Source organism: Paramagnetospirillum kuznetsovii (genome assembly GCF_003284725.1).
Lineage (GTDB): Bacteria > Pseudomonadota > Alphaproteobacteria > Rhodospirillales > Magnetospirillaceae > Phaeospirillum > Phaeospirillum kuznetsovii.
This window is the reverse complement of the sequence record NZ_PGTO01000010.1, coordinates 41,631-66,101: the sequence shown is the minus strand read 5'-3', so window position 1 is coordinate 66,101 and position 24,471 is coordinate 41,631. Positions and strand designations below refer to the sequence as shown.

Sequence of the window (24,471 nt, the reverse complement as noted above, 5' to 3'; positions counted from 1 at the left end):
TCATCCTGTCACTTGAGCGCGATTGCGCACCGTCCTACCCATTCCCTGAACACAAGGGGAGAGACGGATGCGAATCGCCATGGTCACCGACGCCTGGACGCCGCAGCGCAACGGGGTGGTTCGAGTCCTCTCCAGCCTGATTTCGGGACTGGATTCCATGGGCCATACGGTCAAGGTGATGGAACCTTCGGCCTTCGCTTCCATCCCCTGCCCCAGTTATCCTGAAATCCCCCTGGCCCTGTTCCCCAAGTCCAAGCTGGCCGCCATGCTGGATGAATTCCGCCCCGACGCCGTCCACCTCGCCACCGAGGGGCCGCTGGGCTGGGCCGGACGGGCGTGGTGCCTGCGCCACAAATTGCCCTTCACCACCGCCTATCACACCAAGTTTCCCGAATACGTCCAGGCCCGCACCAAGGTGCCGCTGTCCTGGCCCTATGCCGTCATGCGCCGCTTTCACGGCAAGGCGGCCGCGACCCTGTGCCCCTCTCCCTCGGTCTTTCGGGAATTGCGCCAGCGCGGCTTCGGCGGCGCGGTGGAATGGTCTCACGGCGTCGATTCCGAGACATTCCGCCCCCAGGGCAAGGACTTCTTCGATCTGCCGCGCCCCATCTTCATGTATGTGGGCCGAGTGGCGGTGGAAAAGAACCTGCCCGCCTTCCTGGGCCTGGACCTGCCCGGCACCAAGGTGGTGGTGGGCGACGGCCCGGCGCGGGCAGGTCTGATGAAATGCTTCCCCGACGTCCATTTCCGCATCGTCGACGGCGATGCCCAATTGTCTGCCGCCTTCTCGGCGGCCGATGTCTTCGTCTTCCCCAGCCTGACCGACACCTTCGGCCTCGTCATGCTGGAAGCCCTGGCCTCGGGCGTGCCGGTGGCGGCCTTCCCGGTGACCGGGCCGCTGGACGTGATCGGCGACGCCCCGGTCGGCATACTGTCCCATGATCTCAAGGCGGCGGCCCTGCAGGCGCTCCACCTCGACCCCGGCGAATGCCGCCGTCATGCCGCCCGTTTTTCCTGGGTGCGGGTGGCCAGCGAATTCCTTGGCCATCTGCGGCCGATCATGCGTTGAAGTTTGCGCCCGCTTGACCGACACTCACGCCCCATTCCCGTGAGGAGATCGTCCGTGCATCTGGTCCGAACCGCCGTCTGCGCCGTTCTGCTGTGGAGTTCGCAAGCAGCGGCCGAATGCGCCAACCCGGAACAGTTCCAGGCGGCGCAATTGCGCCAGTTCCATTACCAGCTTCAGGTCGCCGCCCTGAATTGCCGGGGCGACGATCCCTCGCTGCCGGGCAAATGGCAGGACTATATCCGCCGCCACGCCGCCTTGCTGGCCGACAACGCCCGCACCCTCAAGGCCTATTTCAAGAGCGACTCGGCGCTGGATCGCCATAATACGGTGGTGACCAACCACGAATCCGTGGCGGTGCACGAAACCCCTGGATATTGCGAGATGCGCGCCCCCATGTTCGACAAGGTGCTGACCCTGACCCGGCACCAGATGTCGGATTACGCCGTCGAACAGGTACCGTCGCCCGACAATGTCCGGGCCTGCGGCGAGGCCAAGAAGGTCAAGAAGGCGAATTAATCCTCGTCCTCGGCCTTGCGCCGGGCGGTTTCCCAATCCTTGGGCAGCACCATGTCGGCCGCCCACAGCCCCTTCTTGCCCTGCACCGCCTGCTTTTGCGAATCGGCATAGGGACCGTCCTTGGCGGCGCGGGCGACGCCGGATTGGACCAGCAGACGTCCGATATCGCCGTCGGGCGTGCGGCAGCGCCCCCACAGCTGGCCCGACGCCACATCGAGGATCTCGCAGGCGACGCCCTTGGCGACCAGCTCCGCCATGCGCTTGCGGGCCGGGCGGGCGCAGTCGAACTCCTCCTTGGCGGCACGGCTGGCGCACAGATCCTTGCGGGTCGGCACCACCACGCCGGCCAGGGCGATGTGCAGCCCCCGGATCTGGACGGCACCACCGTCGAAGCCTTCCACCTTGCCCCAGACGCAGGCGCCGCCCTCTACATCCTCGGGACAGCGCAACGGCGCTGCTTGGGCCGAGGCGATCCAGGCGAGAATGACGATTGGAAGGAGGATGATCCGATGCATGCAAGCGACGATAGCACGCCGCCCCGCCGCTGGACAGGCCTTAGCCCCACGGGTTAAAAAGACCGCCTTGCCTTAAGTCTCAAGCCTCTTGCCAGCGATGGACACCATGCAGACAGCCAATGACATCCGCACCACGTTCCTCGACTTCTTCGCCAGGAACGGCCATGCCGTGGTTGCATCCAGTCCGCTGGTGCCGCGCAACGACCCCACCTTGATGTTCACCAATGCAGGCATGGTGCAGTTCAAGAACGTCTTCACCGGGGTCGAGAAGCGCGATTACGTCCGCGCCACCACCTCGCAGAAATGCGTCCGTGCAGGCGGCAAGCACAACGATCTCGACAATGTGGGCTATACGGCGCGGCATCACACCTTCTTCGAGATGCTGGGCAATTTCTCGTTCGGCGACTACTTCAAGGATCTGGCCATCGAGCTGGCCTGGAACTTGATCACCAAGGATTTCGGCATCGACAAGAACCGCCTGCTGGTCACCGTCTATCACGACGACGATCAGGCCGCCGACGCCTGGAAGAAAATCGCCGGACTGCCCGAATCCCGCATCATCCGCATTCCCACCTCGGATAACTTCTGGGCCATGGGCGATACCGGCCCCTGCGGCCCGTGCTCGGAAATCTTCTACGATCACGGCGACAAGATCCCCGGCGGGCCGCCCGGCAGCCCCGACCAGGACGGCGACCGCTTCATCGAGATCTGGAATCTGGTGTTCATGCAGTTCGAGCAGGTGGACAAGGACACCCGCGTGCCGCTGCCCAAGCCCTCCATCGACACCGGCATGGGGTTGGAGCGCCTTGCCGCCCTGCTGCAGGGCAAGCACGACAATTACGACGTCGACCTGCTGCGCGCGCTGATCGAGGCCTCGGCCGACGCCTCCAACACCGACCCCGACGGCCCCCACAAGGTGTCGCATCGGGTGGTGGCCGACCATCTGCGCTCGGCCTCCTTCCTGATCGCCGACGGCGTGCTGCCGTCCAACGAGGGGCGCGGCTATGTTCTGCGCCGCATCATGCGCCGCGCCATGCGCCACGCCCATCTGATGGGCTGCACCGATCCCATGCTCTACAAGCTGTTCCCCGCCCTGGTGCGCCAGATGGGCGAGGCCTATCCCGAACTGGTCCGCGCCAACGCCCTGATCACCGAGACCCTGAAGCTGGAGGAGACCCGCTTCAAGGCCACCCTGGACAAGGGCCTGAAGCTGCTGGAGGAAGAGACCGCCAAAATGGGCAGCGGCGCCAAGCTGGCGGGCGAGGTCGCCTTCAAGCTCTACGACACCTACGGCTTCCCGCTGGACCTGACCCAGGACGCGCTCAAGGCCAAGGGGCTGGGCGTCGATACCGACGGCTTCGCCAGTGCCATGGAGCGCCAGCGCGCCGAGGCCCGCAAGGCATGGTCCGGCTCGGGCGACGCCGCCACCGAGACCCTGTGGTTCGAGCTGCGCGACAAACTGGGCGCGTCGGAATTCCTCGGCTATGACGCCGAGCAGGCGGAAGGCAAGATCGTCGCCCTGGTGGAAGACGGAAAAAGCGTCGAAGCCGTCCATCCCGGCCATTCCGTGGCGGTGATCTCCAATCAGACGCCCTTCTACGGCGAGTCGGGCGGCCAGATGGGCGATACCGGCATCATCACGGTGGCGGGCGGCAAGGCGGTCATCACCGTCACCGACACCCAAAAGAAGCTGGGCGATCTGATCGTCCATTTCGGAACGGTGGAAGGCGCCCCGGTGGCGGTGGGCGAGGATGCCCATTTCGCCATCGACATCGCCCGGCGCGATGCCACAAGGGGCCACCACTCGGCCACCCATCTGCTGCATTCGGCGCTACGCGACGCGCTGGGCGATCACGTCACCCAGAAGGGCAGCCAGGTCGGACCCGAGCGCCTGCGCTTCGACTTCGCCCACAACAAGGCGCTGAGCGCCGAGGAGACCCGCAAGGTCGAGGCCGCCGTCAATTCCCAGATCTGGCACAATGCCGAGGTGGCCACCAAGGTCATGACTCCCGACGACGCCATCAAGGCTGGCGCCATGGCCCTGTTCGGCGAGAAATACGGCGAGGAAGTGCGCGTCGTCTCCATGGGCGCATTCTCCACCGAACTGTGCGGCGGCACCCATGCCCGGCGCACCGGCGATATCGGCGGTTTCAAGATCGTCGGCGAAAGCGCCGTGGCGGCGGGCGTGCGCCGTATCGAGGCGGTGACCGGCCCGGCCTTCCTGGCCTGGGCCCAGGGACAGGAAGACCTGCTGGCCCGCGCCGCCGAGGTGCTGAAGGCCGCCCCCGCCGACCTCCCCGCCCGCATCAGTGCCATGATCGAGGATCGCCGCAAACTGGAGCGCGACTTGGCCGAAACCCGCAAGCAGCTCGCCACCGGCGGCGGCCAGGGCGCCACCACCAAGACGGTGGCGGGTCTCACCTTCGCGGGCAAGGTGCTGGACGGCGTTCCCGCCAAGGACTTGAAGGGCATGGCCGACGAGATCAAGAAGCAGATCGGGTCCGGTATCATCGCCCTGGTCGCTATCGCCGATGGCAAGGCCTCCATCGTGGTCTGCGTCACCGACGACCTGACCGCCAGGCATAGCGCCGTCGATCTGGTCCGCATCGGCTCGGAAGCCCTGGGCGGCAAGGGCGGCGGCGGCCGTCCCGACATGGCCCAGGCAGGCGGTCCCGACGCCTCGGCGGCCCAGGCGGCCATCGATAAGATCGAGGCGGCCATCGCCGGATAGGAAGGTGGGCGGGATAGGAAAGCGGGCGGGACGCCCGCGCTCCATTCCATCCGGGAGCGCGGGCGTCCCGCCCGCTTTCACAAAACAAAAATGTCGGCAGCCTTGCGGCGCCGACATTTCATCATCTCAGGATGACGTCAGTTTACTGAACGGAATCCTTAAGGCCCTTGCCGGCCTTGAACTTCGGCTGCTTGGAAGCCGGAATCTTGATCTTGTCGCCGGTGCGGGGATTACGCCCCTCGGAGGCCGCGCGGGCGGCGACGGCAAAGGTGCCGAAGCCGACGAGGCGGACTTCGTCGCCGCTCTTCAGCGCCGCGGTAATCGCCTGGAAGACGCCGTCGACGGCCTTGGCCGCGTCGGACTTAGACTGACCAGTGGCGCTCGCCACTGCCGTCACGAGATCGTTCTTGTTCACTGATGGCCCCCTTCGTTTTCCCATGAATGATAGCCGGTCCCGCCGCCTATCAGATTGGATGCTAGCAGTCTAATTCAGGAAATTAGAAAGCGTCAATAGCACAAAAATTTGGCGGATTTGCTCGCCTGCCGACCCATTACACGACCGCATCGCACAAACAATCGCGGCCGCCCCCAGGGGAGCGGCCGCGACAGTCATCAAGACAAACCATGGCGTCAGTGGGTGACGACCCCGCTGACGGACTCGGCGTCCTTCGCGACCTTGGGTTCGACCTTGTCTTCAACCTCTTCCCACTCGATGGCGACGGGCATGCGAACCAGGGCGTGTTGCAGAACCTCATCGGCGGTGGAGACGGGGACGATGGTCATTCCCTTTTTCACATTGTCGGGAATTTCGGCCAGATCCTTTTCGTTTTCCTTGGGGATCAGCACCGTCTTGATGCCGCCGCGCAAGGCGGCCAGCAGCTTTTCCTTCAGTCCTCCGATGGGCAAGACCCGACCGCGCAAGGTGATCTCGCCGGTCATGGCCACGTCGCGGCGGACCGGAATGCCGGTCAGCACCGAAACGATGGTGGTGCACATGGCGACACCGGCCGAGGGGCCATCCTTGGGCGTGGCGCCCTCGGGGACGTGAACGTGAATGTCGCGCTTCTCGAACACCGTCGGCTTGATGCCGAGACTGACCGAGCGCGAGCGCACATAGGAGCGGGCCGCCTGCACGGATTCCTGCATGACGTCGCCCAGCTTGCCGGTATGGGCGAAAGTGCCCTTGCCCGGCATGCTGACCGCTTCGATGGTCAGCAATTCGCCGCCCACTTCCGTCCAGGCCAAACCGGTGACGACGCCGACCAGATCGGTCTCCTCCACCTCGCCGAAGCGATAGCGGTGGACGCCCGCGTATTTTTCCAGATTGCGCGGCGTGACGCTGACCTTGGTCTTGCGGGTCGAGACGATTTCCTTGACCGCCTTGCGCGCCAGATTGGCCAGTTCACGTTCCATGCTGCGCACGCCCGCCTCGCGGGTGTAGTAGCGCACGATGTGGCGCATGGCCTCGTCGCTGATGGACCATTCGCCCGCCCGGAGTCCGGCGGCCTTGATGACCTTGGGCAGCAGGTGGCGCTTGGAGATTTCCACCTTCTCGTCCTCGGTATAGCCCGACAGGCGGATGATCTCCATGCGGTCCAGCAGGGGCTGGGGCATGCGCATGGTATTGGCGGTGGTGACGAACATCACGTCGGAGAGGTCGTAATCCACTTCCAGGTAATGGTCGTTGAAGGTCGAGTTCTGTTCGGGGTCCAGCACTTCCAGCAGGGCCGAGGCGGGATCGCCGCGCCAGTCGGCGCCCAGCTTGTCGATCTCGTCGAGCAGGAACAGCGGATTGGACGATTTGGCCTTCTTCATGCCCTGGACGATCTTGCCCGGCATGGAGCCGATATAGGTGCGACGGTGACCGCGCACCTCGGCTTCGTCACGGACGCCGCCCAGGCTCATGCGCACGAAATTGCGCCCGGTAGCCTTGGCGATGGACTTGCCCAAGCTCGTCTTGCCGACGCCAGGGGGACCGACGAGGCACAGGATGGGGCCGCGCACCTTCTCGGTGCGAATCTGTACGGCCAGATATTCAAGGATGCGCTCCTTGACCTTCTCCAGGCCGTAATGGTCGGAATTGAGCACCTTCTGGGCGAGGCCCACATCCTTCTTGACCTTGGTGCGCTTCTTCCACGGAATGGACAAGATCCAGTCGAGATAGTTGCGCACCACGGTGGCTTCGGCCGACATGGGGCTCATGGATTTCAGCTTCTTGAGCTCGGCCAGGGCCTTTTCACGCGCCTCGGCGGTCAGCTTGGTCTTGGCGATGCGTTCCTCGATTTCGGCGCCTTCGTCCTTGCCGTCCTCGGTCTCGCCCAGTTCCTTCTGGATCGCCTTCAGCTGCTCGTTCAGATAATACTCGCGCTGGGTCTTCTCCATCTGCCGCTTGACGCGGTTGCGGATCTTCTTTTCCACCTGAAGAACGCCGATCTCGCCCTCCATGTAGGAATAGACGCGCTCCAGCCGCTCGGAGATGACTTCGACTTCCAGCAGTTCCTGCTTTTCCGAAATCTTCAGCGCCAGATGGGAGGCCACGGTATCGGCCAGCTTGGCGGAATCCTCGATCTGGTTGATGGAGACCAGAACCTCGGGCGGAATCTTCTTGTTCAGCTTGATGTACTGCTCGAACTGGCTGACCACCGAGCGGGACAGCGCCTCCAGCTCCTGGGGGTCGCCCTCGCGTTCGTCCACCACCTCGGCATAGGCCTGGAAGAAGCTGTCGTTATCGGTGAAGCCGGTGATCTTGGCGCGCTTGCCGCCTTCCACCAGCACCTTGACGGTGCCGTCGGGCAGCTTGAGAAGCTGCAGCACGGTGGACACCGTACCCACCGTATAGATGTCGTCGGTGGTGGGATCGTCCTGGGCCGCGTTCTTCTGGGCCACCAGCAGGATCTGCTTGTCCTCGCGCATCACGTCTTCCAGGGCGCGGACCGATTTGTCGCGACCGACGAAGAGCGGAACGATCATATGGGGAAAGACGACGATGTCACGAAGCGGAAGGACCGGAAAAATATCGCCACGCGGGTTTTCGACCATGCTGCCTCGCTTACGCCTGCGGTCCGAGAACGCCTCGAATCGCCAATAAATCATATACCAATAGCTGGGGGGCTTTCTGCCGCCGTCAAGTCCGGACTGGGCGACCCGCGTTTTGGGCCGCCCGATCCGCTATGCACTGGCGCCGGTATCCTCGCGACGCTCGGAGTAGATGTAGAGCGGCTGCGCGCGCCCTTCGACCACTTCCTTGTTGATCACCACCTCGTCGACCGCTTCGAGGCCGGGCAGATCGAACATGGTGTCGAGCAGGATGCTTTCCATGATGGAGCGCAGGCCGCGGGCGCCGGTCTTCCGCGCGATGGCCTTCTCGGCGATGGATTTCAGCGCGTCATCGGTAAAGGCGAGGCGGGTGTCTTCCATTTCGAACAGGCGCTGGTACTGCTTGACCAGGGCGTTCTTCGGCTTGGACAGAATGTCGATCAAGGCATCGACGTCCAGATCCTCCAACGTTGCCAGGACCGGCAGGCGGCCGACGAATTCCGGGATCAGGCCGAATTTCAGCAGATCCTCGGGCTCGACCTCGCGCAGGATCTCGCCGGTTCGGCGCTCGTCGGGACCGCGCACATCGGCGCCGAAGCCGATGGAGGTTCCGCGCCCGCGCGACCCGATGATCTTTTCCAACCCGGAAAAGGCGCCGCCGCAGATGAACAGGATATTGGTGGTGTCCACTTGCAGGAATTCCTGCTGGGGATGCTTGCGGCCGCCCTGGGGCGGAACCGAGGCCACCGTGCCTTCCATGATCTTCAAAAGCGCCTGCTGCACACCCTCGCCCGACACGTCGCGGGTGATGGAGGGGTTGTCGGACTTGCGGCTGATCTTGTCCACTTCGTCGATATAGACGATGCCGCGCTGGGCGCGTTCCACGTTATATTCGGCGGACTGCAACAGCTTGAGGATGATGTTCTCCACGTCCTCGCCCACATAGCCCGCTTCGGTCAGCGTGGTGGCGTCGGCCATGGTGAACGGCACGTCGAGGATGCGCGCCAGGGTCTGGGCCAGCAGGGTCTTGCCGCAGCCGGTGGGGCCGATCAGCAGGATATTGGACTTGGCGAGTTCGACCTCGTTGCTCTTGCCGCCATGCTGCAGGCGCTTGTAGTGGTTATGCACCGCCACCGACAGAACCTTCTTGGCGTGGCCTTGGCCGATCACGTAATCGTCCAGGACGGCGCAGATATCCTTCGGCGTCGGCACCCCGTCGTGGGAGCGGACCAAGTGGGTCTTATGCTCCTCGCGGATGATGTCCATGCACAGCTCGACGCATTCATCACAGATGAATACCGTCGGCCCGGCGATAAGCTTCCGCACCTCATGCTGGCTCTTTCCGCAGAAGGAGCAGTACAGAGTGTTCTTGGAATCGCCGCTGGTGGACTTTGTCATCGAAACTCCATTGAATCTAAGCGGCCGCATCCGCAAAGCCATGTTAGCCACAGCCGCAAGCGCCAGACAATGACAAAACTGACCTAGCCCCATACGCAAACGGCCGGGCACCCCATATATAGGGTGCCCGGCCGCCCGCGAACAGTCCAATCAGGACTTGGATTCGTCGTCTTCGGGAATCGGACGCTTGTTCACCACTTCGTCGATCAGGCCGAATTCCTTGGCTTCGTCGGCGGTCATGAACTTGTCGCGCTCCATCACCTTCTCGATCACCTCGAGCGGCTGGCCGGTGTGCTCCACATAGATATTGTTGAGTCGGGCCCGCAACGCCAGAATCTCGCGCGCCTGGATCTCGATATCCGTGGCCTGACCCTGGGCGCCGCCCGAGGGCTGGTGCACCATGATCCGGGAATTGGGCAGCGAGAAGCGCTTGCCCTTCTCGCCCGCGGTCATGAGCAGCGAGCCCATGGACGCCGCCTGCCCGATGCACACCGTCGAAACCTTGGGACGGATGTATTGCATGGTGTCGTAGATGGCCAGACCCGAGGTCACCACGCCACCGGGCGAGTTGATGTAGAACGCGATGTCCTTGGACGGGTTCTCGGATTCCAGGAACAAGAACTGAGCGCAGATCAGGCTGGCGACCTCGTCGAACACTTGGCCGGTCAGAAAGACGATCCGTTCCTTCAACAGTCGCGAATAAATGTCGTAGGACCGCTCGCCCCGGTTGGTCTGTTCGACCACCATGGGAACCAAGGTATTCATGTAGAGGTCGATGGGATCTCTCTCTCGCATGGTACTTCCTTATTCAAATCGGTTCGACCGGGGCGGACGGATCCTCGAAATTCAGCCTATTCGGCGGTCTTCTTCTTGGCGGCGGCCTTTTTCTTCGGCTTGGCCGGAGCGGCATCGGCGGCGGGCGCCTCGTCCGGATCCTTGCGCAGATCCTCGACCGAGATTTCCGTGTCGGTGACCTTGGCCATCTCAATGATGAAATCGATCACCTTCTCTTCATAAAGGGGAGCGCGCAGATTTTCCAAGGCTTCCTGATTCTTTTGGTAGTACTGAAGAACCATGTGCTCCTGGCCGGGATAGTTCCGAGCCTCGGCCATGATGCCGCGATTGAGGTCGTCCTGGGTCACGGTGATGTTGTTGACCCGGCCGATCTCGGCCAGCAGCAGGCCCAGGCGCACGCGGCGCTCGGACAGGGCCTTGTACTCGGCCTTCAGCTCGTCGTCGCTCTTGCCGGCGTCGGAGGGATCCTGACGGCCGGCGGCCTTATCTTCCTCGACCTGCTTCCAGATATGCTCGAATTCCTGTTCGAACATGGTCGGCGGGATGGGGAAGTCGTGAGCGGCGGCCAGGGCGTCCAGCAGGGTCCGCTTCAGGCGCATGCGCGAAATGCCGTCCAGCGAACGGCCGATCTCGTCGCGAATGGCGGTTTTGAGCGCGTCCAGGCTTTCCAGCCCGACGGTCTTGGCCAGTTCGTCGTCGATCTCGGCGGGTTTGGGGGCGCGCACTTCCTTGATGGTGACGTCGAAGGTGGCGGGCTTGCCGGCCAGATCGTCATTGCCGTATTCGGCGGGGAAGGTCACTTCGACCAGAACCTCGGCACCGGCCTTCTTGCCCACCAACTGGGCCTCGAAGCCGGGGATGAAGGTGTTGGAGCCCAGCTTCAGGGAATAGCCCTCGCCGGTACCGCCGGGGAAGGCGACGCCGTCCTTCTTGCCGACGAAGTCGATCACGGCGACATCGCCATCCTTGGCGGCGCGCTTGACCGGCTCGGAGCTTTCGTTGCGCTCGGCGATGCGGGCCAGGGTCTCGTCCACCTCGGAATCCGGGGCGGTCGCCTTGTCGCGCGACAGCGCCAGGGTCGAGAGGTCCATGATGGTGATCTCGGGCAGCACTTCCACCGCCACCGAGAATTCCAGGTCGCCGCCTTCGGCGTAGGTGGTGATCTCCACCTTGGGCTGCATGGCGGGCCGCAGGGCATTGTCGGTCAACGCCTTGCCGGTGCCTTCATTGACCGCGCCCTCAAGAATCTCGCCCATGACGGCGGGGCCGTACTTCTTGCGGACGATGGCCATGGGGACCTTGCCGGGCCGGAAACCGGGCATGGCGACGGTACGGGCGATTTCCGCCAGCTTCGCCTGCATCTTGGTCTCGAGGTGTCCAGCGGGAACGACGACCTTGAAATCGCGCTTCAGGCCTTCGGCATTGATCTCGGTTACCTGCATCAGTCTATCGCCAATCGAATCGAGTGGGTTGCATCCATGATCCCGCAGAGGAGCGCAAGCCGCCAGCCCTAGAACCGGTGGTCATCGGCGAGCATTGGGCGGTCTGGTGCGGGCGAAGGGATTTGAACCCCCATGGCTTGCGCCGCTGGAACCTAAATCCAGTGTGTCTACCAGTTCCACCACGCCCGCACGGACCGAGCACGCTCACCGACCCGCACGCGCGTTAGAGCTGCCCCGTCGGGAGGGACTGTCTATAACATGTTCGTTTCGGGGGAAATAGGGAAAGTCGAGTCGGAACGCGATTCCTCCGCCCCCTACCCCGTTCATGGCATTTGACGGACTCCGTTGGTACCGTATAAACCTATTGCATCACTTGACATTGATACCCATTCTAATTCCGGAAAACGCTTTAGCTATTAGGTGGTGGTAATGGAACTGGATCGCTCGGGCAATATCGCATTCTTGCAGATTGATGAAGAGACGAAGCGCGCCCTGCGTGAATTCAGGGAAGTTCTTGCCAAGCATATCGACCGGGTGCTCGACACTTTCTACAAGCATGTGGCTAGTAATCCTGGCACGTCGAAGATGTTCGCAAGCCCGGAACGCTTGGCCCATGCCCGCGCCCAGCAGAAGCGCCACTGGATGGAGAGCGTCTTCAACGGTCAATTCGACGACCGCTACTTCGCCCAGGTTACGGAAATCGGCAAGGTGCACCAGCGCATCGGCCTGGAACCAAAGTGGTATACCGCAGGCTATTGCTTCGTGCTGAACATGGTCATCGCCGTCGCCATCGAGCACTATCGCAAGAATCCGCAGCGGCTCGCTCAGGTTCTCGCCGCCGTCAATAAGGCCGCCTTCCTCGACATGGATCTCGCGACCTCCGTCTATATCGAGACCAATACCGCCGCCATCATCGCCCGCGAACTGGGCGCCAAGGCCGACACCTTCGAGCGTGAAGTCAAGGGACTGGTCAATTCGGTCGCCGGCGCCGCCACCCAGATGGAATCCGCCGCCAAGGGCCTGACCGCCACCGCCGAGGAAACCTCGCGCCAGTCCACCACCGTGGCCGCCGCCGCCGAGGAAGCCACCGTCAATATCCAGACCGTGGCCGCCGCCGCCGAGGAACTGTCCTCCTCCATCACCGAGATCAGCCGCCAGGTGGCTCAGTCGGCGCAGATCGCGTCCGGCGCCATGGCCGAGGCCGACCGCACCAACCAGATGGTGCAAAGCCTCGCCGAGGCCGCCAGCAAGATCGGCCAGGTGGTGAAGCTGATCAACGACATCGCTTCGCAGACCAATCTGCTGGCGCTCAACGCCACCATCGAGGCGGCCCGTGCCGGTGATGCGGGCAAGGGCTTCGCCGTGGTCGCCAACGAGGTGAAAAGCCTCGCCAATCAGACCGGCAAGGCCACCGAGGAAATCGCCAGCCAGATTTCGGCGGTCCAGGCCGCCACCCGCGACGCCGTCGGCGCCATCGGCGGCATCGCCACCACCATCGGTCAGATCAACGAGATCGCCGGGTCCATCGCCTCGGCGGTGGAAGAACAAGGCGCCGCCACCCAGGAAATCGCCCGCAATGTTCAGCAGGCGGCCCAGGGCACCATGGAAGTGACCTCCACCATCTCCATGGTCAATTCCACCGCCAACGAAACCGGTGTGTCGGCCCGGCAGTTGCTGGACGCCGCCACCAATCTGTCGCGCGACTCCAGCCTGTTGGAAAATCAGGTCGATCACTTCGTCAGCGGCATCCGCGCGGGCTGACCAAAAGCCACGAAGCAACACCCCCAAGGGCGACCTTGGGGGTGTTTTCGTTTATCCCTTCAGCAAAGCCTTGACCCGCCCGGACATGGCGGCCTTTCCGGTGGCGGAATAGGCTTCGTGATTGGCCTCGATATGATCAAGGTCGTAGAGGTAGTTGACCATGACGCCGGATGACTGGACCAAACCGTTTGGCGACAGGTCCGCCATCCAGTTGATCCGCTCGACGCGGGCGCCGTTGGACAGGTGGAAATGGGCGACCGGGTCCAGCGCCTGCCCATTGGACCGCTTCTCGGCGGTCAGATAGCGCGCCGCCAGTCGGGTCAGCGGAGCCTCCAAGGCCTCGGCCAGGGTCTGCTCTGTGATCCAGTCCGGTTCCGACAGCAGCGCTTTCAGGCTGCCCTTGGCGCCCAGGCCGCCCGACGCACGGGTCAGCGCCTTGTGCTCGGCCGCCGTCAGCAGCCCGGGTTCGCCAGTCACCAGCTTGTCGTCCAGCCAGCGACGGAAGCCGGGAATCGGCGACAGGGTGGCGAAGGTCTTGATCTGCTTGAATTCCCGGGAAAGATCGTCCACCACCCGCTTGATCAGGAAATTGCCGAAGCTGATGCCCGCCAATCCCTTTTGCGCGTTGTTGATGGAATAGAAGATGGCGGTATCGGCTGCCTCCACATCGCCCAGCGGCGCCGACGGATCCAGCAGATCCTGCACATTGCCCGCCATATCCTCCACCAGGGCCACCTCGACGAAGATCAGCGGCTCGTCGGGCATGCGGGGATGGAAAAAGGCGTAGAGCCTGCGGTCGGAATCCAGCCGGTTCTTCAGATCATCCCAGCCCTGGATGGCATGCACCGCCTCATAGGCCATGATCTTTTCCAAGACGGCGGCGGGCGAGCGCCAGGTGATGCGCTCCAGCACCAGGAATCCCACGTCGAACCAAGACGTCAGCAAGCCGCGAAGATCGCTTTCCAAGGACGCCAGGGCGGGTTCGCTCGCCGTCGCGCGCATGAGTTCGGCCCGCAGATCGACGAGGAATTTGACGCCTTCCGGCAGGGCGTTGAACTGGGTCAACAGCTTGAGACGGGGCGGCTCCAGCGCCGACTTCAGCGCAAGCTCGGCCTTGAAACGCCCCTCGGGCGCCGCCGCCATCAGGGTCTGGGCCGCCCGGTCCAAGGCATCGCGGTCAGGTCCGAATTCAACGGCCAAAAGCCGCAGGAAGCGGATACGCCCCACCCCCGACAGCGACAGATAGGCCCGCCCCAAGGCGGCCGCCCGCCCGCGTGCCGACACCTCGCCGCCCCGCGCGGCAAGGCAGGCCCGCATCTGGCGGCGCAATCCGTCCATGTCGGAATCGGGCAAGTCCGGCGACAAGCTGGGCATCTCGTCACCATCCGCTCGGGCCACTTCGCGCCATAATCCCTTGAGACGCGCCAGCAGCCCGACCGCCGTGGACGGTGATTTGGAGATGTCGCGGATTTCGGTCATGACAGGCCTCCGTTTCTCTCCAATATGATCGGATCGCGGCCACGCTTGCGCAAGCCCTTTGCCTTTAAACATCCGCCCAATTCACCTATGATCCGGCCATGGCTAAAGGGAGTCCGAGGATGACGCGCGCCATCACATTCGTCGTCACACTGTGTCTTTCGGCGGCGGTTTCCGCCTGCGCCATGGAGCCGCAGATCTCGGATACGGCTTCGCCCCCCAAAGCCACCGCGCAACCGGCCAAGGGCAAGGACCGACCCGGCGCTCCCCGGCTTGCCGCCATGATGGAATCCCTGAACGGCGCCCTGGTCCGGGCCGAGGATTCCTTCAAGGCCGGAACCATGGACGCGACGGCCTACGAGCGCGTCCTGCGCGATCATCAAAGAACCATCGCCACCATCGCCGCCATCCAGGCCTTGGGCTGGGGCGACTATCCTCCTCCCATGCCTCCGGGCAGCGTGACGCCGCGCCCGCCGACGCGGGTCGAGGCCATCGAGCGGCTGATGGAAATGCTCAATCGCCCCGAAGACGCCGCAGCACCCGCGGCAAAGCCTCGGACAAGTCCTCGGAAATAAGGCCCGGCCCCACCGCCGCGCCCGCCTGACCATGCAGCCACGCCGCCGCCGACGCCGCCTCGTAGGCGGGCATTCCCTGGGCGATCAGGCCAGCGATCAAACCCGCCAGCACGTCGCCCGACCCGGCGGTCGCCAGAGCGGGAGAGGCGTCCGTGGTGATGGTGGCGCGGCCGTCGGGATGGGCGACGACCGTGTCGGGCCCCTTCAACAGAAGCACGGCCCCGGAGCGCCGGGCGCCTTCTTGCGCCCGCTCCAACCGACTTCCGGTCGCGGCCCCGAACAGGCGGGTGAATTCGCCGTCATGGGGCGTCAATACGCATGAGGCGGACAAGGCCTTGAACAGGCGATCCGGATCTTCCGAGAAGCTGGTCAGGGCATCGGCATCCACCACGCAGGCCCGCCCCGCCGCTAGGGCCGCGAGAGTGCGATCCGCCAAGCCTTCGCCCACGCCGCCGCCCGGCCCGATCACCACCGCATTGCGCCGCGTATCGGCCAAAACCGCGTCGAATGGCTCGGCATCGATGACGATGGCCCCCGGATCACCGGCGCGATAGGTGACCAGCGCCTCGGCCGGGGCCGCGATGGTCACAAGACCGGCGCCAATCCGCCGTGCCGCCCGCGCCGCCAACCGTGCCGCCCCCGTCATGGCGCCGCCGCCCACCACCAACACATGGCCGCGAGCGTATTTGTGGCCATCCGGGGCCAAGGCGGGCAGGCGCCAGACGCCGGGACCGTTCTCGGCCAGACTCGGCTGGATTTCATCAAGGACCGAGGCGGGAATGCCGATATCGGCCACCACCACCTCACCACATTTGGCCCGCCCCGGCACCAGGCAGTGCCCCGGCTTCTTGCGAAAGAAGGTGATTGTGGCGACGCAATCGGGCGCCAGCCCCAGCACCTGCCCGCTATCGCCATGCACGCCCGAGGGCACGTCCACCGCGATGACCGGCAGGCGCCGCCGAAGGGTCTCCTCGATCACCGCCTTGGCGATTCCATCCAACCCCCGTGCCAGTCCGGCCCCGAACAGGGCGTCGACCACCACGTCGCAGCGGTCCAGGCAGCCGGGCGACAGCGTCTCGACCGCGCCGCGCCACCGCGACGCCATCACGGCGGCATCGCCCTTCAAGGCTTCCGGTCGTCCCAGCAAGGCAAGGCGTACCGCCCAGCCGTCGCGCTCCAGCAGCCGTGCCGCCACGAATCCGTCGCCGCCATTGTTGCCCGGCCCGCAGAGGATGGCGACCCGCCCCTTGGGAAAGCGCCTGCGAACCTCGCGCGCCACCGCCCAGCCGGCCGCTTCCATCAGGCGCTCGCCCGGCACGCCAGCGGCCATGGCGAGGCGGTCTGCCTGGTACATCTGGGATACGGTAAGGAGTTCGTTGACCATGGAGATAGCCTACACTAAATCTGTCCCACCCCAAGACCGACGAGCTTTGCTCGGAGGCAAGGCCAAAGGCCGCCGCACCGCGTGGTGCGAAAGCCAAGGGGCCGGACGGCCCCGCCCGGCGCCTGAGGGCTTCTAGTAATGGGAGATGGAAGGTGAAGGTCGTCGTCATCGGCGCCGGAGTGGTTGGGACCGCCTGCGCTTGGTATCTCGCCAAGGAAGGCCACGAGGTCGTCGTGGTCGAGCGGCGCGAGGGCGCCGGACTGGAAACCAGCTTCGCCAATGGCGGACAGGTCTCGCCCTGCCACGCCGAACCCTGGGCCAATCCGAGCGTGATTCCCAAGGTGATCAAGTGGCTGGGGCGCGAGGACGCGCCGCTGCTGTTCCGCTGGGGCCGCTGGGATCCGGCCCTGTGGGCCTGGGGCCTGCGATTCCTCGCCAACTGCACCTCCGAACGCGCCATCACCAATACCGAACGCACCCTGCGGGTCGCCCTGTATTCCAAGCTCTGTCTTCAGCAACTGCGCGCGGAGACCGGGATCGAATACGACCAACGGAGCCAGGGCATCCTGCACGTCTATCGCGACGGCCGCGAATTCGACCATGCCTGCGCCGCCGCCGAGGTGATGCGTCGCCATGGTCTGGCCCGCCAGCCCAAGAGCGCGGCGGAAAGCGTCGCCATCGAACCCGCCCTGGGGGCAGTCGCCCATCAACTGGCGGGCGGCATCTTCACCCCCGACGACGAAAGCGGCGACGCCCACAAATTCACCCGTGAACTGGCGCGCCTCGCCATGGCCAAGGGCGTCGAATTTCGCTGGAACGTGCCGGTGCTGGGCCTCGCCCGCGACGGCAACCGGGTGGGAGGACTGGCCACCGAGGCGGGAGCCGTCACCGGCGACGCCTATGTTCTCGCGGCGGGCTGCGACAGCACGCTGCTGGCGCGCCCGCTGGGCCTGCGCCTGCCCATCGTTCCGGCCAAGGGCTATTCCGTGACGGTGCCGGTGGCCAACCATGCGGGCGCACCTTGCGTCTCCATCACCGACGACGAACACAAAATGGTCTATTCCCGCCTAGGGAATCGCCTGCGCGCCGCGGGAACCGCCGAAATGGCGGGCTATGACCCGTCGCTGAACGAAAAGCGGGTCGCCATGATCCTAGGCCATGCGCGCGCCCTGTTTCCCGACGGCGGCGATTTCGAGCGAGCCGAACCTTGGGCGGGCCTGCGCCCGGTCACCCCCGACAGCATACCGTTGCTGGGAGTCACGCCGTTTTCCAATCTTTGGCTGAACACCGGTCACGGCACCCTGGGCTGGACCATGGCCTGCGGCTCGGGACGGCTGATCGCAGCCATGATTTCCGGCAAGCCGACCGAAGTAAGCCTCGACGGACTTTCCATGCAACGGTTCACCTGACATATTATTCGGTAGAATTGTAAACGGCGGCGCGCTCGGGTACCTTCCATACCAATGAGATAGACGACGAGGATTGCATGCTGATCTGGCGCGACGCCATGAGCACCGGGCACAAGGAGATCGATGCCGCCAACCGGCAATTGATTCACCGCGTCAATACCTTCCAGAAGGCCCTGGGCGCCCAGGGTCCGCGCATTGCCATCGGCCTGTTCCTCACCGGCCTGTACGAACAGGCTTCCATCAATTTCAGCCGCGAGGACAAGGTCCAGCGCGAATGCAACTTCACCTTTCACGAGGTTCACAAGAAGGAACACGAGGCGCTGTTGCGGTCCCTGAGCCAGATCAGCCATCAATACGACGACCTGGACGAGGGCGGCGACCATGCCCAACTGCTGCGCGAGGTCGCCGCCCTGGTCAAGGAATGGGTCGCCCAGCACATGGTCAAGAGCGACGTCAAGTTGAAGCCCTATTGGCTGCGCAAGAACGGCGTTTTCGTCAAATCGGGGTGGTAAGGCCATGGCCGGGCGTGTCCCACGGCTGGCCGGTTTAATTTCGGCGACATGATCCGCGACTGCCGAGGGTATTGACCACCAAGGCACCAAGGGCACCAAGAAGACGACACGGTTTTTTGCCTTCCGTCATGCCCGTGCTTGTCCCGCGTATCTACGTCCATCCGTCTGGATTATCGGCTCATAATGCTTTCAAGCGGAACCACGGGACACGCCCGGCCATGACGAAGAGGAAAGGTGATCAGTCGTCGTCATCATCCTCCCGGTCCGTCTGAACCGGCGGCCGGACCGGCGCTTCCGCCTTCTTCTTGCGGGGATGGGGATGCCAGGCCCAGGGCCGGTCGCCCTGCCACCCCGCCACCGTCTCGATCCTGACGCCCTCGGGGCCGAACCACAGGGCATGCGGCCCCCGCCGCCACAGGTCGAAGCGATCCACCACCACCTTGGTTCCACGGCAAGCGCCGCGCAGCGGCACGCTGCTGATCACCACATCGGCTCCGGCACAGGCGGCCTCGGGAGTCGTCTCGTCCTTTACCAGCGCCACCACCCGGCCGTCCTTGCGCCAGATACAGCCCAACGCATCGCAGCGCAGGAACCCATCCCGCGACGAACTCTTTTTCGGCCAATATTCCGACGCTTGCGGCCCGGCGCGCCGCGTCCAGGTCTCCTTGAGGATGCGGCCGCCCTTGCCGTTGATCAGCAGCCGCCCATCCGCCGTGCGAATGGCGAAGGCGTCGCCCCGGCTGTCCACCAGCAGGTCGGGCTGGCTGACCAACGCCATGGAGGCCAGCCCCAGCGCCATGGGGAGCAGCCCCCAGAACCGCCACGACTTTTTCCAGATGCACAGCCAAGCGCCCCCCAGGGTGAACACCACCATGCCGCCCTGCGGCAGGATGGGCACCGTCACCGCCGAACTGGGCCAGGACGCCACCCACACCGCCACCACATTGACGCCCTCGACACCCCAGCCCATGGGAACCAGCGCCCATTCCTCCAGCCCCAGCGGCAGCAGCAGGAACATCAGCAGCGCCCAGGGCATGACCCAAAAGCCGGTCAGCGGCACCGCGATCATATTGGCCACCACCGACCACACCGCGAAGCGATTGAAGTGATAGACACCGTAGACCGCCGTGGCGGTCCCGGCGATCAGGGTGCTCATCACCACCCCGAACACATACAGCCCGGCCCCTTCCAACCAACCGGGATGGGCCTGTCGCCATGCCACCTGCTTGGGCGTCAGGGTCTCGTAGGCCGAGATCAGGGCGACCACGGCGGCGAAGGACATCTGGAAGCTGGGGCCGATCAGCTCTTCCGGCTCCCACAGCAAGATCACCACCGCCGCCCAGGCCACCAGCCGCATGGACAGCGCCACCCGGTCCAGCAGCACCGCCAGCAGGATCAGCCCGGTCATGAAGAAGGAGCGCTGGGCCGGCACGGGCGAGCCCGCCAACAGCGTGTAGAACAGGGCGAAGAGGATGGCGAGCCCGGCCGACCATTTCTTGATGGGATAACGCAGCGCCAGGGCGGGAATCAGCGCCATCAGGCTGCGCAGTCCGACGAAGACCAGCCCGGCGGCCATGGTAATGTGCAACCCCGAGATGGACAGGATATGGGCGAGGCCGGAATCGCGGTAGGCCTGCATCATGGGGGCCGAGATGGGCATCTGGTCGCCGGTGGTCAGGGCCGCCGAGACGGCGCCGCGATCGTCGGGCAGCACCGCCAGGATACGGGCGGTGATGGCATGGCGAAGCTCGTTCACCGCGATGGTCCAGTCCGCCCGCCACCCCTTGGCCTCGCCCGCCGACAGCAGTTCCGGCTGGCCGAGCGCGCTGCCCACCGCGCCCAATTGCTTGAACCACGCGAAGCGGGCGAAGTCGAAGGCTCCCGGCATGGCGGGCTGCGGCGGCGGCATCAGCATGGCGCGCACCCGGATGCGATCACCGGCGGTAATGGGCTGGGCCACTTGGCCGGGCTTGACCGGCTTGACCCGGATGCGGGCCTTGGTCGGCACCACCACATCCTCCTTGTCCAGCGAAAGCTGGGCCAGCGTCACCCGCATGCCGCCGTCGGGCAGCATCTCCACCTCGCCCACCACGCCTTCCAGCATCAGGGCGCCGGTATGGCGTTCCACCACCGGGGCCGCCATCAGATTGGACCGAAGTTGAGCGCCGCAGAATCCGACGGCGACGGCAAGCGCGGGCGCCAGCACCAAGAACAGGGCCAGACGGCCGCGTGAAAACGCCAATGCGGCCATCAGGCCGAGCAGCGCGACCGGGCCATGCCAGGACGGCGGCTCTCCGGGGAGGGCGAAATAAAGGCCGATCCCCACCCCCAGGAACACCGGCAGCCACAAGGGCCAACGCTCCCGCTCCGCCAGCAGCCTTTCGGCCAAGGCGGACAGGAAGTCGGTTGCCACCGGCGTCAAGGCCAGGGAAAGTCCCATACTATCGGGCGGGTTTTTTGCCATCCGACTCCAACACCGGGCTGTCACGGCCCGAAGAATATGCTACACAGGGCAGCTCTGTCTTTCACGGTGAAGGATGCGATACGCACCGTCATGACCGTCGTCACCCGTTTCGCCCCCTCTCCCACCGGCTTCCTCCACATCGGCGGAGGGCGCACGGCTTTGTTCAACTGGCTGTTCGCCCGCCATCATGGCGGCCAATTTTTGCTGCGTATTGAAGATACCGACCGGGCCCGCTCCACCGATGCGGCGGTGGAAGCCATCTTCGACGGCATCCGCTGGCTGGGCCTCGATTGGGACGGCGAGGCGGTGATGCAGTTCGCCCGCGCCGGTCGCCATGCCGAGGTCGCCCGTAAGCTGCTGGACGAGGGCAAGGCCTATCGCTGCTATTGCAGCCCGGACGAGCTGACCGCCATCCGCGAGGAGCAGAAGGCCAAGGGCCTGCCCATGCGCTATCCGGGCGTCTGGCGCGACCGGCCCGAATCCGACGCCCCCAAGGACACCCCCTCTGTGGTCCGCCTGCGGGCGCCCAGCGAAGGCGAGACCATCATCGCCGATCTGGTCCAGGGCGACGTGCGCGTCGCCAACGACCAGTTGGACGACATGGTCCTGCTGCGCGCCGACGGCACCCCCACTTATATGCTGTCGGTGGTGGTGGACGATCACGACATGGGCATCACCCATGTCATTCGCGGCGACGACCACCTGACCAACGCCTTCCGCCAGTATCAGCTTTACAAGGCCTGCGGCTGGGACGTGCCGGTCTTCGCCCATATCCCGCTGATCCATGGCCCCGACGGCGCCAAGCTGTCCAAGCGCCACGGCGCCCTGGGCGTCGACGCCTATCGCGACATGGGCTTCCTGCCCGAAGCCATGCGCAATTACCTGCTGCGCCTGGGCTGGAGCCACGGCGACGACGAGATCATTTCCACCGAGCAGGCCAAGGAATGGTTCACCCTGGACTCGGTGGGCCGCTCGCCGTCGCGTTTCGACTTCGTCAAGCTGACCCAGTTGAACGGCCATTACATGCGCGCCGCCGACGACGGCTATCTCGCCGGTCTGCTGGCCCCCGTTCTGGCCGCCAAACTGGCGCGGTCGCTGAATGAAGCCGAGACCAAGCGCGTCGCGCTGGGCATGACCGGATTGAAGGAACGGGCCAAGACCATGCTGGAACTGGCGGATTCCGCCCTGTTCTACGTCCAGGCCCGGCCGCTGGCGCTGGACGAGAAGGCGGCCAAGACCATGGCCGACCCGGCGTCCCGCGCCGATCTCACCGATTTCGCCGGCCGCATCGGCGGCCTCGAGACCTGGAGCCGCGAGGCTTTGGAGGAAACCGCCCGCGTCTTCACGGAAGAGCGCGGGCAAAAGCTTGGCAAGATCGCGCAGCCCCTGCGGGCGGCGCTTGCCGGATCATCGGTATCGCCCCCCATCTTCGAAGTGATGGAGGTGTTGGGGCGTGACGAAACCTTGGGCCGGATCGGTGACGCCACCACGGGAGCAAGGCCTTCGGAATCAACCGCCGCCTAAAGGCGGCACGTTTGAGCTGACACAACGCAGAACACGGGGATTGTAGACATGACCAAAGACAACGCGTCGCCCAAGGAAACCGTCACCCTGATCAACAACAGCACCGGTAAGAGCACCGAGTTCCCGCTGCTGTCGGGCAGCGTCGGCCCCAAGGTCGCCGACATCCGCTCGCTATACGCCAGCCAGGACATCTTCACCTATGATCCCGGCTATATGTCCACCGGCTCGTGCAAGTCCGCCATCACCTATATCGACGGCGACGCCGGCGTGCTGCTGCATCGCGGCTATGCCATCTCCGATCTGGCCGAGCACGGCGACTATCTGGAAGTGGCCTACGCCATCCTGAAGGGCGAGCTGCCCAACACCGCCCAGAAGGCGAAGTTCGTCAAGGACATCACCAACCACTCCATGGTGCATGAACAGATCAACTTCTTCTTCCGCGGCTTCCGTCGCGACTCGCACCCCATGGCGGTGCTGTGCGGCGTGGTCGGCGCCATGGCGGCGTTCTATCACGACTCCATCGACATCAACGATCCGCATCACCGCATGATCGCCAGCTATCGCCTGATCGCCAAGATGCCGACCGTGGTGGCCTGGACCTATAAGTACGCCATGGGCCAGCCCTTCATCTATCCGCGCAACAATCTGGGCTATGCCGAGAACTTCCTGCACATGATGTTCGCCACGCCTTGCGAGGAATACAAGGTGAGCCCGGTTCTGGCCCGCGCCATGGACCGCATCCTGGTCCTGCATGCCGATCACGAGCAGAACGCGTCCACCTCCACCGTCCGTCTGGCCGGTTCGTCGGGCGCCAATCCGTTCGCCTGCATCGCGGCGGGCATCGCCTCGCTGTGGGGCCCCGCCCATGGCGGCGCCAACGAGGCCGTGCTGGCCATGCTGCACGAGATCGGCTCGGTCGATCGCATCCCCGAATACATCGCCAAGGCCAAGGACAAGGACGATCCCTTCCGTCTGATGGGCTTTGGTCACCGGGTCTACAAGAACTATGATCCGCGCGCCAAGATCATGCAGAAGACCTGTCATGACGTGCTGAACGAGCTGGGCGTCCATGACGAGCCGCTGCTGAAGCTGGCCATGGAGCTGGAGCGCATCGCCCTGTCCGACCCCTACTTCGTGGAGCGCAAGCTGTTCCCGAACGTGGACTTCTATTCGGGCATCATCTTCCGCGCCATGGGCATCCCGACCTCCATGTTCACCAGCCTGTTCGCGCTGGCCCGTACCGTGGGCTGGATCGCCCAGTGGAACGAGATGCTGACCGATCCCGATCAGAAGATCGGTCGTCCGCGCCAGCTGTATGTGGGCGCGCCGCCGCGCGACTACGTCCCGCTCCACAAGCGTGCCTAAGACCGGCGGGCAAGATCGCACGTCTCGGGACCGGCTCCCCAAGGGGCCGTTCCTGAGGCTGCCGTCGCCTGCCAACGATAACTATGATTCCGGCGGCCGCAAGCGATTGAAGATCGCTGCGGCCGTCGCTCTTTTCGCGATCGCAGCGGTGATGCTCTATGCTCAAATTTCTTGACCGACGCGTCGCCGCCCCCGGTGAAATCATCTTCAAGGAGGGTGAAACCGGAGATAAAGCCTTCATCGTCCAGTCCGGTATCGTCGAGCTGTGCAAAAGCTCTCAGGCCTTCGCCGAAGTCGGCACCAATGCCATTTTCGGCGAGATGGCGCTGATCGATGGCGCGCCGCGCATGGCCACGGCACGGGCCAAGACCGAAGTCACCCTGATCGTGGTCCCCCGCGCCTTGTTGGACAACAAGCTGAAAGGTGTCGATCCCTTCGTCACCCGCCTCCTCGCTATCTTGGTGCAAAACGTCCGCAGCATGGCGGACAAGCTGTAGGG

At 64.6% G+C, this 24,471-nt stretch carries 19 protein-coding genes and 1 tRNA gene; 10 read left to right on the top strand and 10 right to left on the bottom strand.

What is annotated here, in order from left to right; translation table 11 throughout:
• Positions 1–67 precede the first annotated feature (67 nt).
• Together CU669_RS13360 and CU669_RS13355 are read left to right on the top strand one after the other, a co-directional pair.
• Positions 68–1,069 (top strand): glycosyltransferase family 4 protein, encoded by a 1,002-nt coding sequence (locus CU669_RS13360; protein WP_112145496.1) that lies wholly within the window; start codon positions 68–70, stop codon positions 1,067–1,069.
• 54 nt (positions 1,070–1,123) lie between these two features.
• Entirely contained in the window at positions 1,124–1,585 is a 462-nt protein-coding gene (locus tag CU669_RS13355) for a heme utilization protein (protein WP_112145494.1), read from the top strand.
• Here the strand turns inward: CU669_RS13355 and CU669_RS13350 are convergent.
• On the bottom strand, positions 1,582–2,100 hold the full coding sequence (locus CU669_RS13350) for a thermonuclease family protein (RefSeq protein ID WP_239988715.1): 519 nt from the start codon (positions 2,098–2,100) through the stop codon (positions 1,582–1,584). The two genes, CU669_RS13355 and CU669_RS13350, sit on opposite strands and share 4 nt — an antisense overlap.
• A gap of 106 nt (positions 2,101–2,206) precedes the next feature.
• On the opposite strand from CU669_RS13350, the gene alaS reads away from it, so the two are divergent.
• Complete coding sequence (alaS, locus tag CU669_RS13345; RefSeq protein WP_112145645.1) at positions 2,207–4,831, top strand: alanine--tRNA ligase; 2,625 nt, start codon at positions 2,207–2,209, stop codon at positions 4,829–4,831.
• 142 nt (positions 4,832–4,973) lie between these two features.
• Here the strand turns inward: alaS and CU669_RS13340 are convergent, their stop codons facing one another.
• The 6 genes from CU669_RS13340 to CU669_RS13315 form a co-directional block, all read right to left on the bottom strand.
• A complete protein-coding gene (locus CU669_RS13340) occupies positions 4,974–5,246 on the bottom strand; it encodes an HU family DNA-binding protein (protein WP_112145492.1) in 273 nt (90 codons plus the stop codon).
• 215 nt (positions 5,247–5,461) lie between these two features.
• A complete protein-coding gene (lon, locus tag CU669_RS13335; protein ID WP_112145643.1) occupies positions 5,462–7,870 on the bottom strand; it encodes an endopeptidase La in 2,409 nt (802 codons plus the stop codon).
• Between the two features lie 129 nt (positions 7,871–7,999).
• A complete protein-coding gene (gene clpX, locus CU669_RS13330; RefSeq protein WP_112145490.1) occupies positions 8,000–9,265 on the bottom strand; it encodes an ATP-dependent Clp protease ATP-binding subunit ClpX in 1,266 nt (421 codons plus the stop codon).
• A gap of 150 nt (positions 9,266–9,415) precedes the next feature.
• The gene (gene clpP, locus CU669_RS13325) at positions 9,416–10,060 is read right to left on the bottom strand and encodes an ATP-dependent Clp endopeptidase proteolytic subunit ClpP (protein WP_112145488.1); all 645 of its coding nucleotides are present in this window, start codon (positions 10,058–10,060) and stop codon (positions 9,416–9,418) included.
• A gap of 56 nt (positions 10,061–10,116) precedes the next feature.
• On the bottom strand, positions 10,117–11,502 hold the full coding sequence (tig, locus tag CU669_RS13320; RefSeq protein WP_112145486.1) for a trigger factor: 1,386 nt from the start codon (positions 11,500–11,502) through the stop codon (positions 10,117–10,119).
• A gap of 104 nt (positions 11,503–11,606) precedes the next feature.
• Positions 11,607–11,691 (bottom strand) — tRNA-Leu (locus CU669_RS13315).
• 240 nt (positions 11,692–11,931) lie between these two features.
• On the opposite strand from CU669_RS13315, the gene CU669_RS13310 reads away from it, so the two are divergent.
• Positions 11,932–13,263, top strand: a complete 1,332-nt coding sequence (locus CU669_RS13310; protein WP_112145484.1) for a globin-coupled sensor protein — start codon at positions 11,932–11,934, stop codon at positions 13,261–13,263.
• A gap of 51 nt (positions 13,264–13,314) precedes the next feature.
• Here the strand turns inward: CU669_RS13310 and CU669_RS13305 are convergent, their stop codons facing one another.
• Positions 13,315–14,742 (bottom strand): malonyl-CoA decarboxylase, encoded by a 1,428-nt coding sequence (locus CU669_RS13305; protein ID WP_192884616.1) that lies wholly within the window; start codon positions 14,740–14,742, stop codon positions 13,315–13,317.
• 119 nt (positions 14,743–14,861) lie between these two features.
• Here CU669_RS13305 and CU669_RS13300 point away from each other — a divergent pair, with 119 nt between their 5' ends.
• Positions 14,862–15,314: a hypothetical protein gene (locus tag CU669_RS13300; protein ID WP_112145482.1), complete on the top strand. Its 453-nt coding sequence runs from the start codon at positions 14,862–14,864 to the stop codon at positions 15,312–15,314.
• Here the strand turns inward: CU669_RS13300 and CU669_RS13295 are convergent.
• Positions 15,253–16,698, bottom strand: coding sequence for an NAD(P)H-hydrate dehydratase (locus CU669_RS13295; RefSeq protein WP_112145480.1), 1,446 nt, complete (start codon positions 16,696–16,698; stop codon positions 15,253–15,255). The genes CU669_RS13300 and CU669_RS13295 overlap by 62 nt on opposite strands.
• Positions 16,699–16,850: 152 nt before the next feature.
• On the opposite strand from CU669_RS13295, the gene CU669_RS13290 reads away from it, so the two are divergent.
• Together CU669_RS13290 and CU669_RS13285 are read left to right on the top strand one after the other, a co-directional pair.
• Positions 16,851–18,107 (top strand): D-amino acid dehydrogenase, encoded by a 1,257-nt coding sequence (locus CU669_RS13290; RefSeq protein WP_112145478.1) that lies wholly within the window; start codon positions 16,851–16,853, stop codon positions 18,105–18,107.
• 77 nt (positions 18,108–18,184) lie between these two features.
• A complete protein-coding gene (locus CU669_RS13285) occupies positions 18,185–18,619 on the top strand; it encodes a bacteriohemerythrin (protein WP_112145476.1) in 435 nt (144 codons plus the stop codon).
• Between the two features lie 238 nt (positions 18,620–18,857).
• On the opposite strand, the gene CU669_RS13280 is transcribed toward CU669_RS13285, so the two are convergent.
• Complete coding sequence (locus tag CU669_RS13280; RefSeq protein ID WP_239988714.1) at positions 18,858–21,083, bottom strand: ComEC/Rec2 family competence protein; 2,226 nt, start codon at positions 21,081–21,083, stop codon at positions 18,858–18,860.
• A gap of 90 nt (positions 21,084–21,173) precedes the next feature.
• Between CU669_RS13280 and gltX the strand changes: the two genes are divergently transcribed.
• The 3 genes from gltX (at position 21,174) to CU669_RS13265 (ending at position 24,469) form a co-directional block, all read left to right on the top strand.
• Positions 21,174–22,607, top strand: a complete 1,434-nt coding sequence (gltX, locus tag CU669_RS13275; protein WP_112145471.1) for a glutamate--tRNA ligase — start codon at positions 21,174–21,176, stop codon at positions 22,605–22,607.
• A 48-nt stretch (positions 22,608–22,655) separates the two neighbouring features.
• Positions 22,656–23,972, top strand: a complete 1,317-nt coding sequence (gene gltA / locus CU669_RS13270) for a citrate synthase (RefSeq protein WP_112145469.1) — start codon at positions 22,656–22,658, stop codon at positions 23,970–23,972.
• Between the two features lie 158 nt (positions 23,973–24,130).
• Positions 24,131–24,469: a cyclic nucleotide-binding domain-containing protein gene (locus CU669_RS13265; RefSeq protein WP_112145467.1), complete on the top strand. Its 339-nt coding sequence runs from the start codon at positions 24,131–24,133 to the stop codon at positions 24,467–24,469.
• The last annotated feature ends 2 nt before the right edge of the window (positions 24,470–24,471 follow it).

Coding starts and splice junctions, on each gene's coding strand:
- tig (WP_112145486.1), bottom strand. CDS start 11,502: ATGCAGGTAACCGAGATCAATGCCGAAGGCCTGAAGCGCGATTTCAAG.
- clpP (WP_112145488.1), bottom strand. CDS start 10,060: ATGCGAGAGAGAGATCCCATCGACCTCTACATGAATACCTTGGTTCCC.
- CU669_RS13350 (WP_239988715.1), bottom strand. CDS start 2,100: ATGCATCGGATCATCCTCCTTCCAATCGTCATTCTCGCCTGGATCGCC.
- CU669_RS13310 (WP_112145484.1), top strand. CDS start 11,932: ATGGAACTGGATCGCTCGGGCAATATCGCATTCTTGCAGATTGATGAA.
- lon (WP_112145643.1), bottom strand. CDS start 7,870: ATGGTCGAAAACCCGCGTGGCGATATTTTTCCGGTCCTTCCGCTTCGT.
- CU669_RS13295 (WP_112145480.1), bottom strand. CDS start 16,698: ATGGTCAACGAACTCCTTACCGTATCCCAGATGTACCAGGCAGACCGC.
- CU669_RS13265 (WP_112145467.1), top strand. CDS start 24,131: ATGCTCAAATTTCTTGACCGACGCGTCGCCGCCCCCGGTGAAATCATC.
- CU669_RS13285 (WP_112145476.1), top strand. CDS start 18,185: ATGCTGATCTGGCGCGACGCCATGAGCACCGGGCACAAGGAGATCGAT.
- gltA (WP_112145469.1), top strand. CDS start 22,656: ATGACCAAAGACAACGCGTCGCCCAAGGAAACCGTCACCCTGATCAAC.
- CU669_RS13305 (WP_192884616.1), bottom strand. CDS start 14,742: ATGACCGAAATCCGCGACATCTCCAAATCACCGTCCACGGCGGTCGGG.
- clpX (WP_112145490.1), bottom strand. CDS start 9,265: ATGACAAAGTCCACCAGCGGCGATTCCAAGAACACTCTGTACTGCTCC.
- alaS (WP_112145645.1), top strand. CDS start 2,207: ATGCAGACAGCCAATGACATCCGCACCACGTTCCTCGACTTCTTCGCC.
- CU669_RS13300 (WP_112145482.1), top strand. CDS start 14,862: ATGACGCGCGCCATCACATTCGTCGTCACACTGTGTCTTTCGGCGGCG.
- CU669_RS13360 (WP_112145496.1), top strand. CDS start 68: ATGCGAATCGCCATGGTCACCGACGCCTGGACGCCGCAGCGCAACGGG.
- gltX (WP_112145471.1), top strand. CDS start 21,174: ATGACCGTCGTCACCCGTTTCGCCCCCTCTCCCACCGGCTTCCTCCAC.
- CU669_RS13280 (WP_239988714.1), bottom strand. CDS start 21,083: ATGGCAAAAAACCCGCCCGATAGTATGGGACTTTCCCTGGCCTTGACG.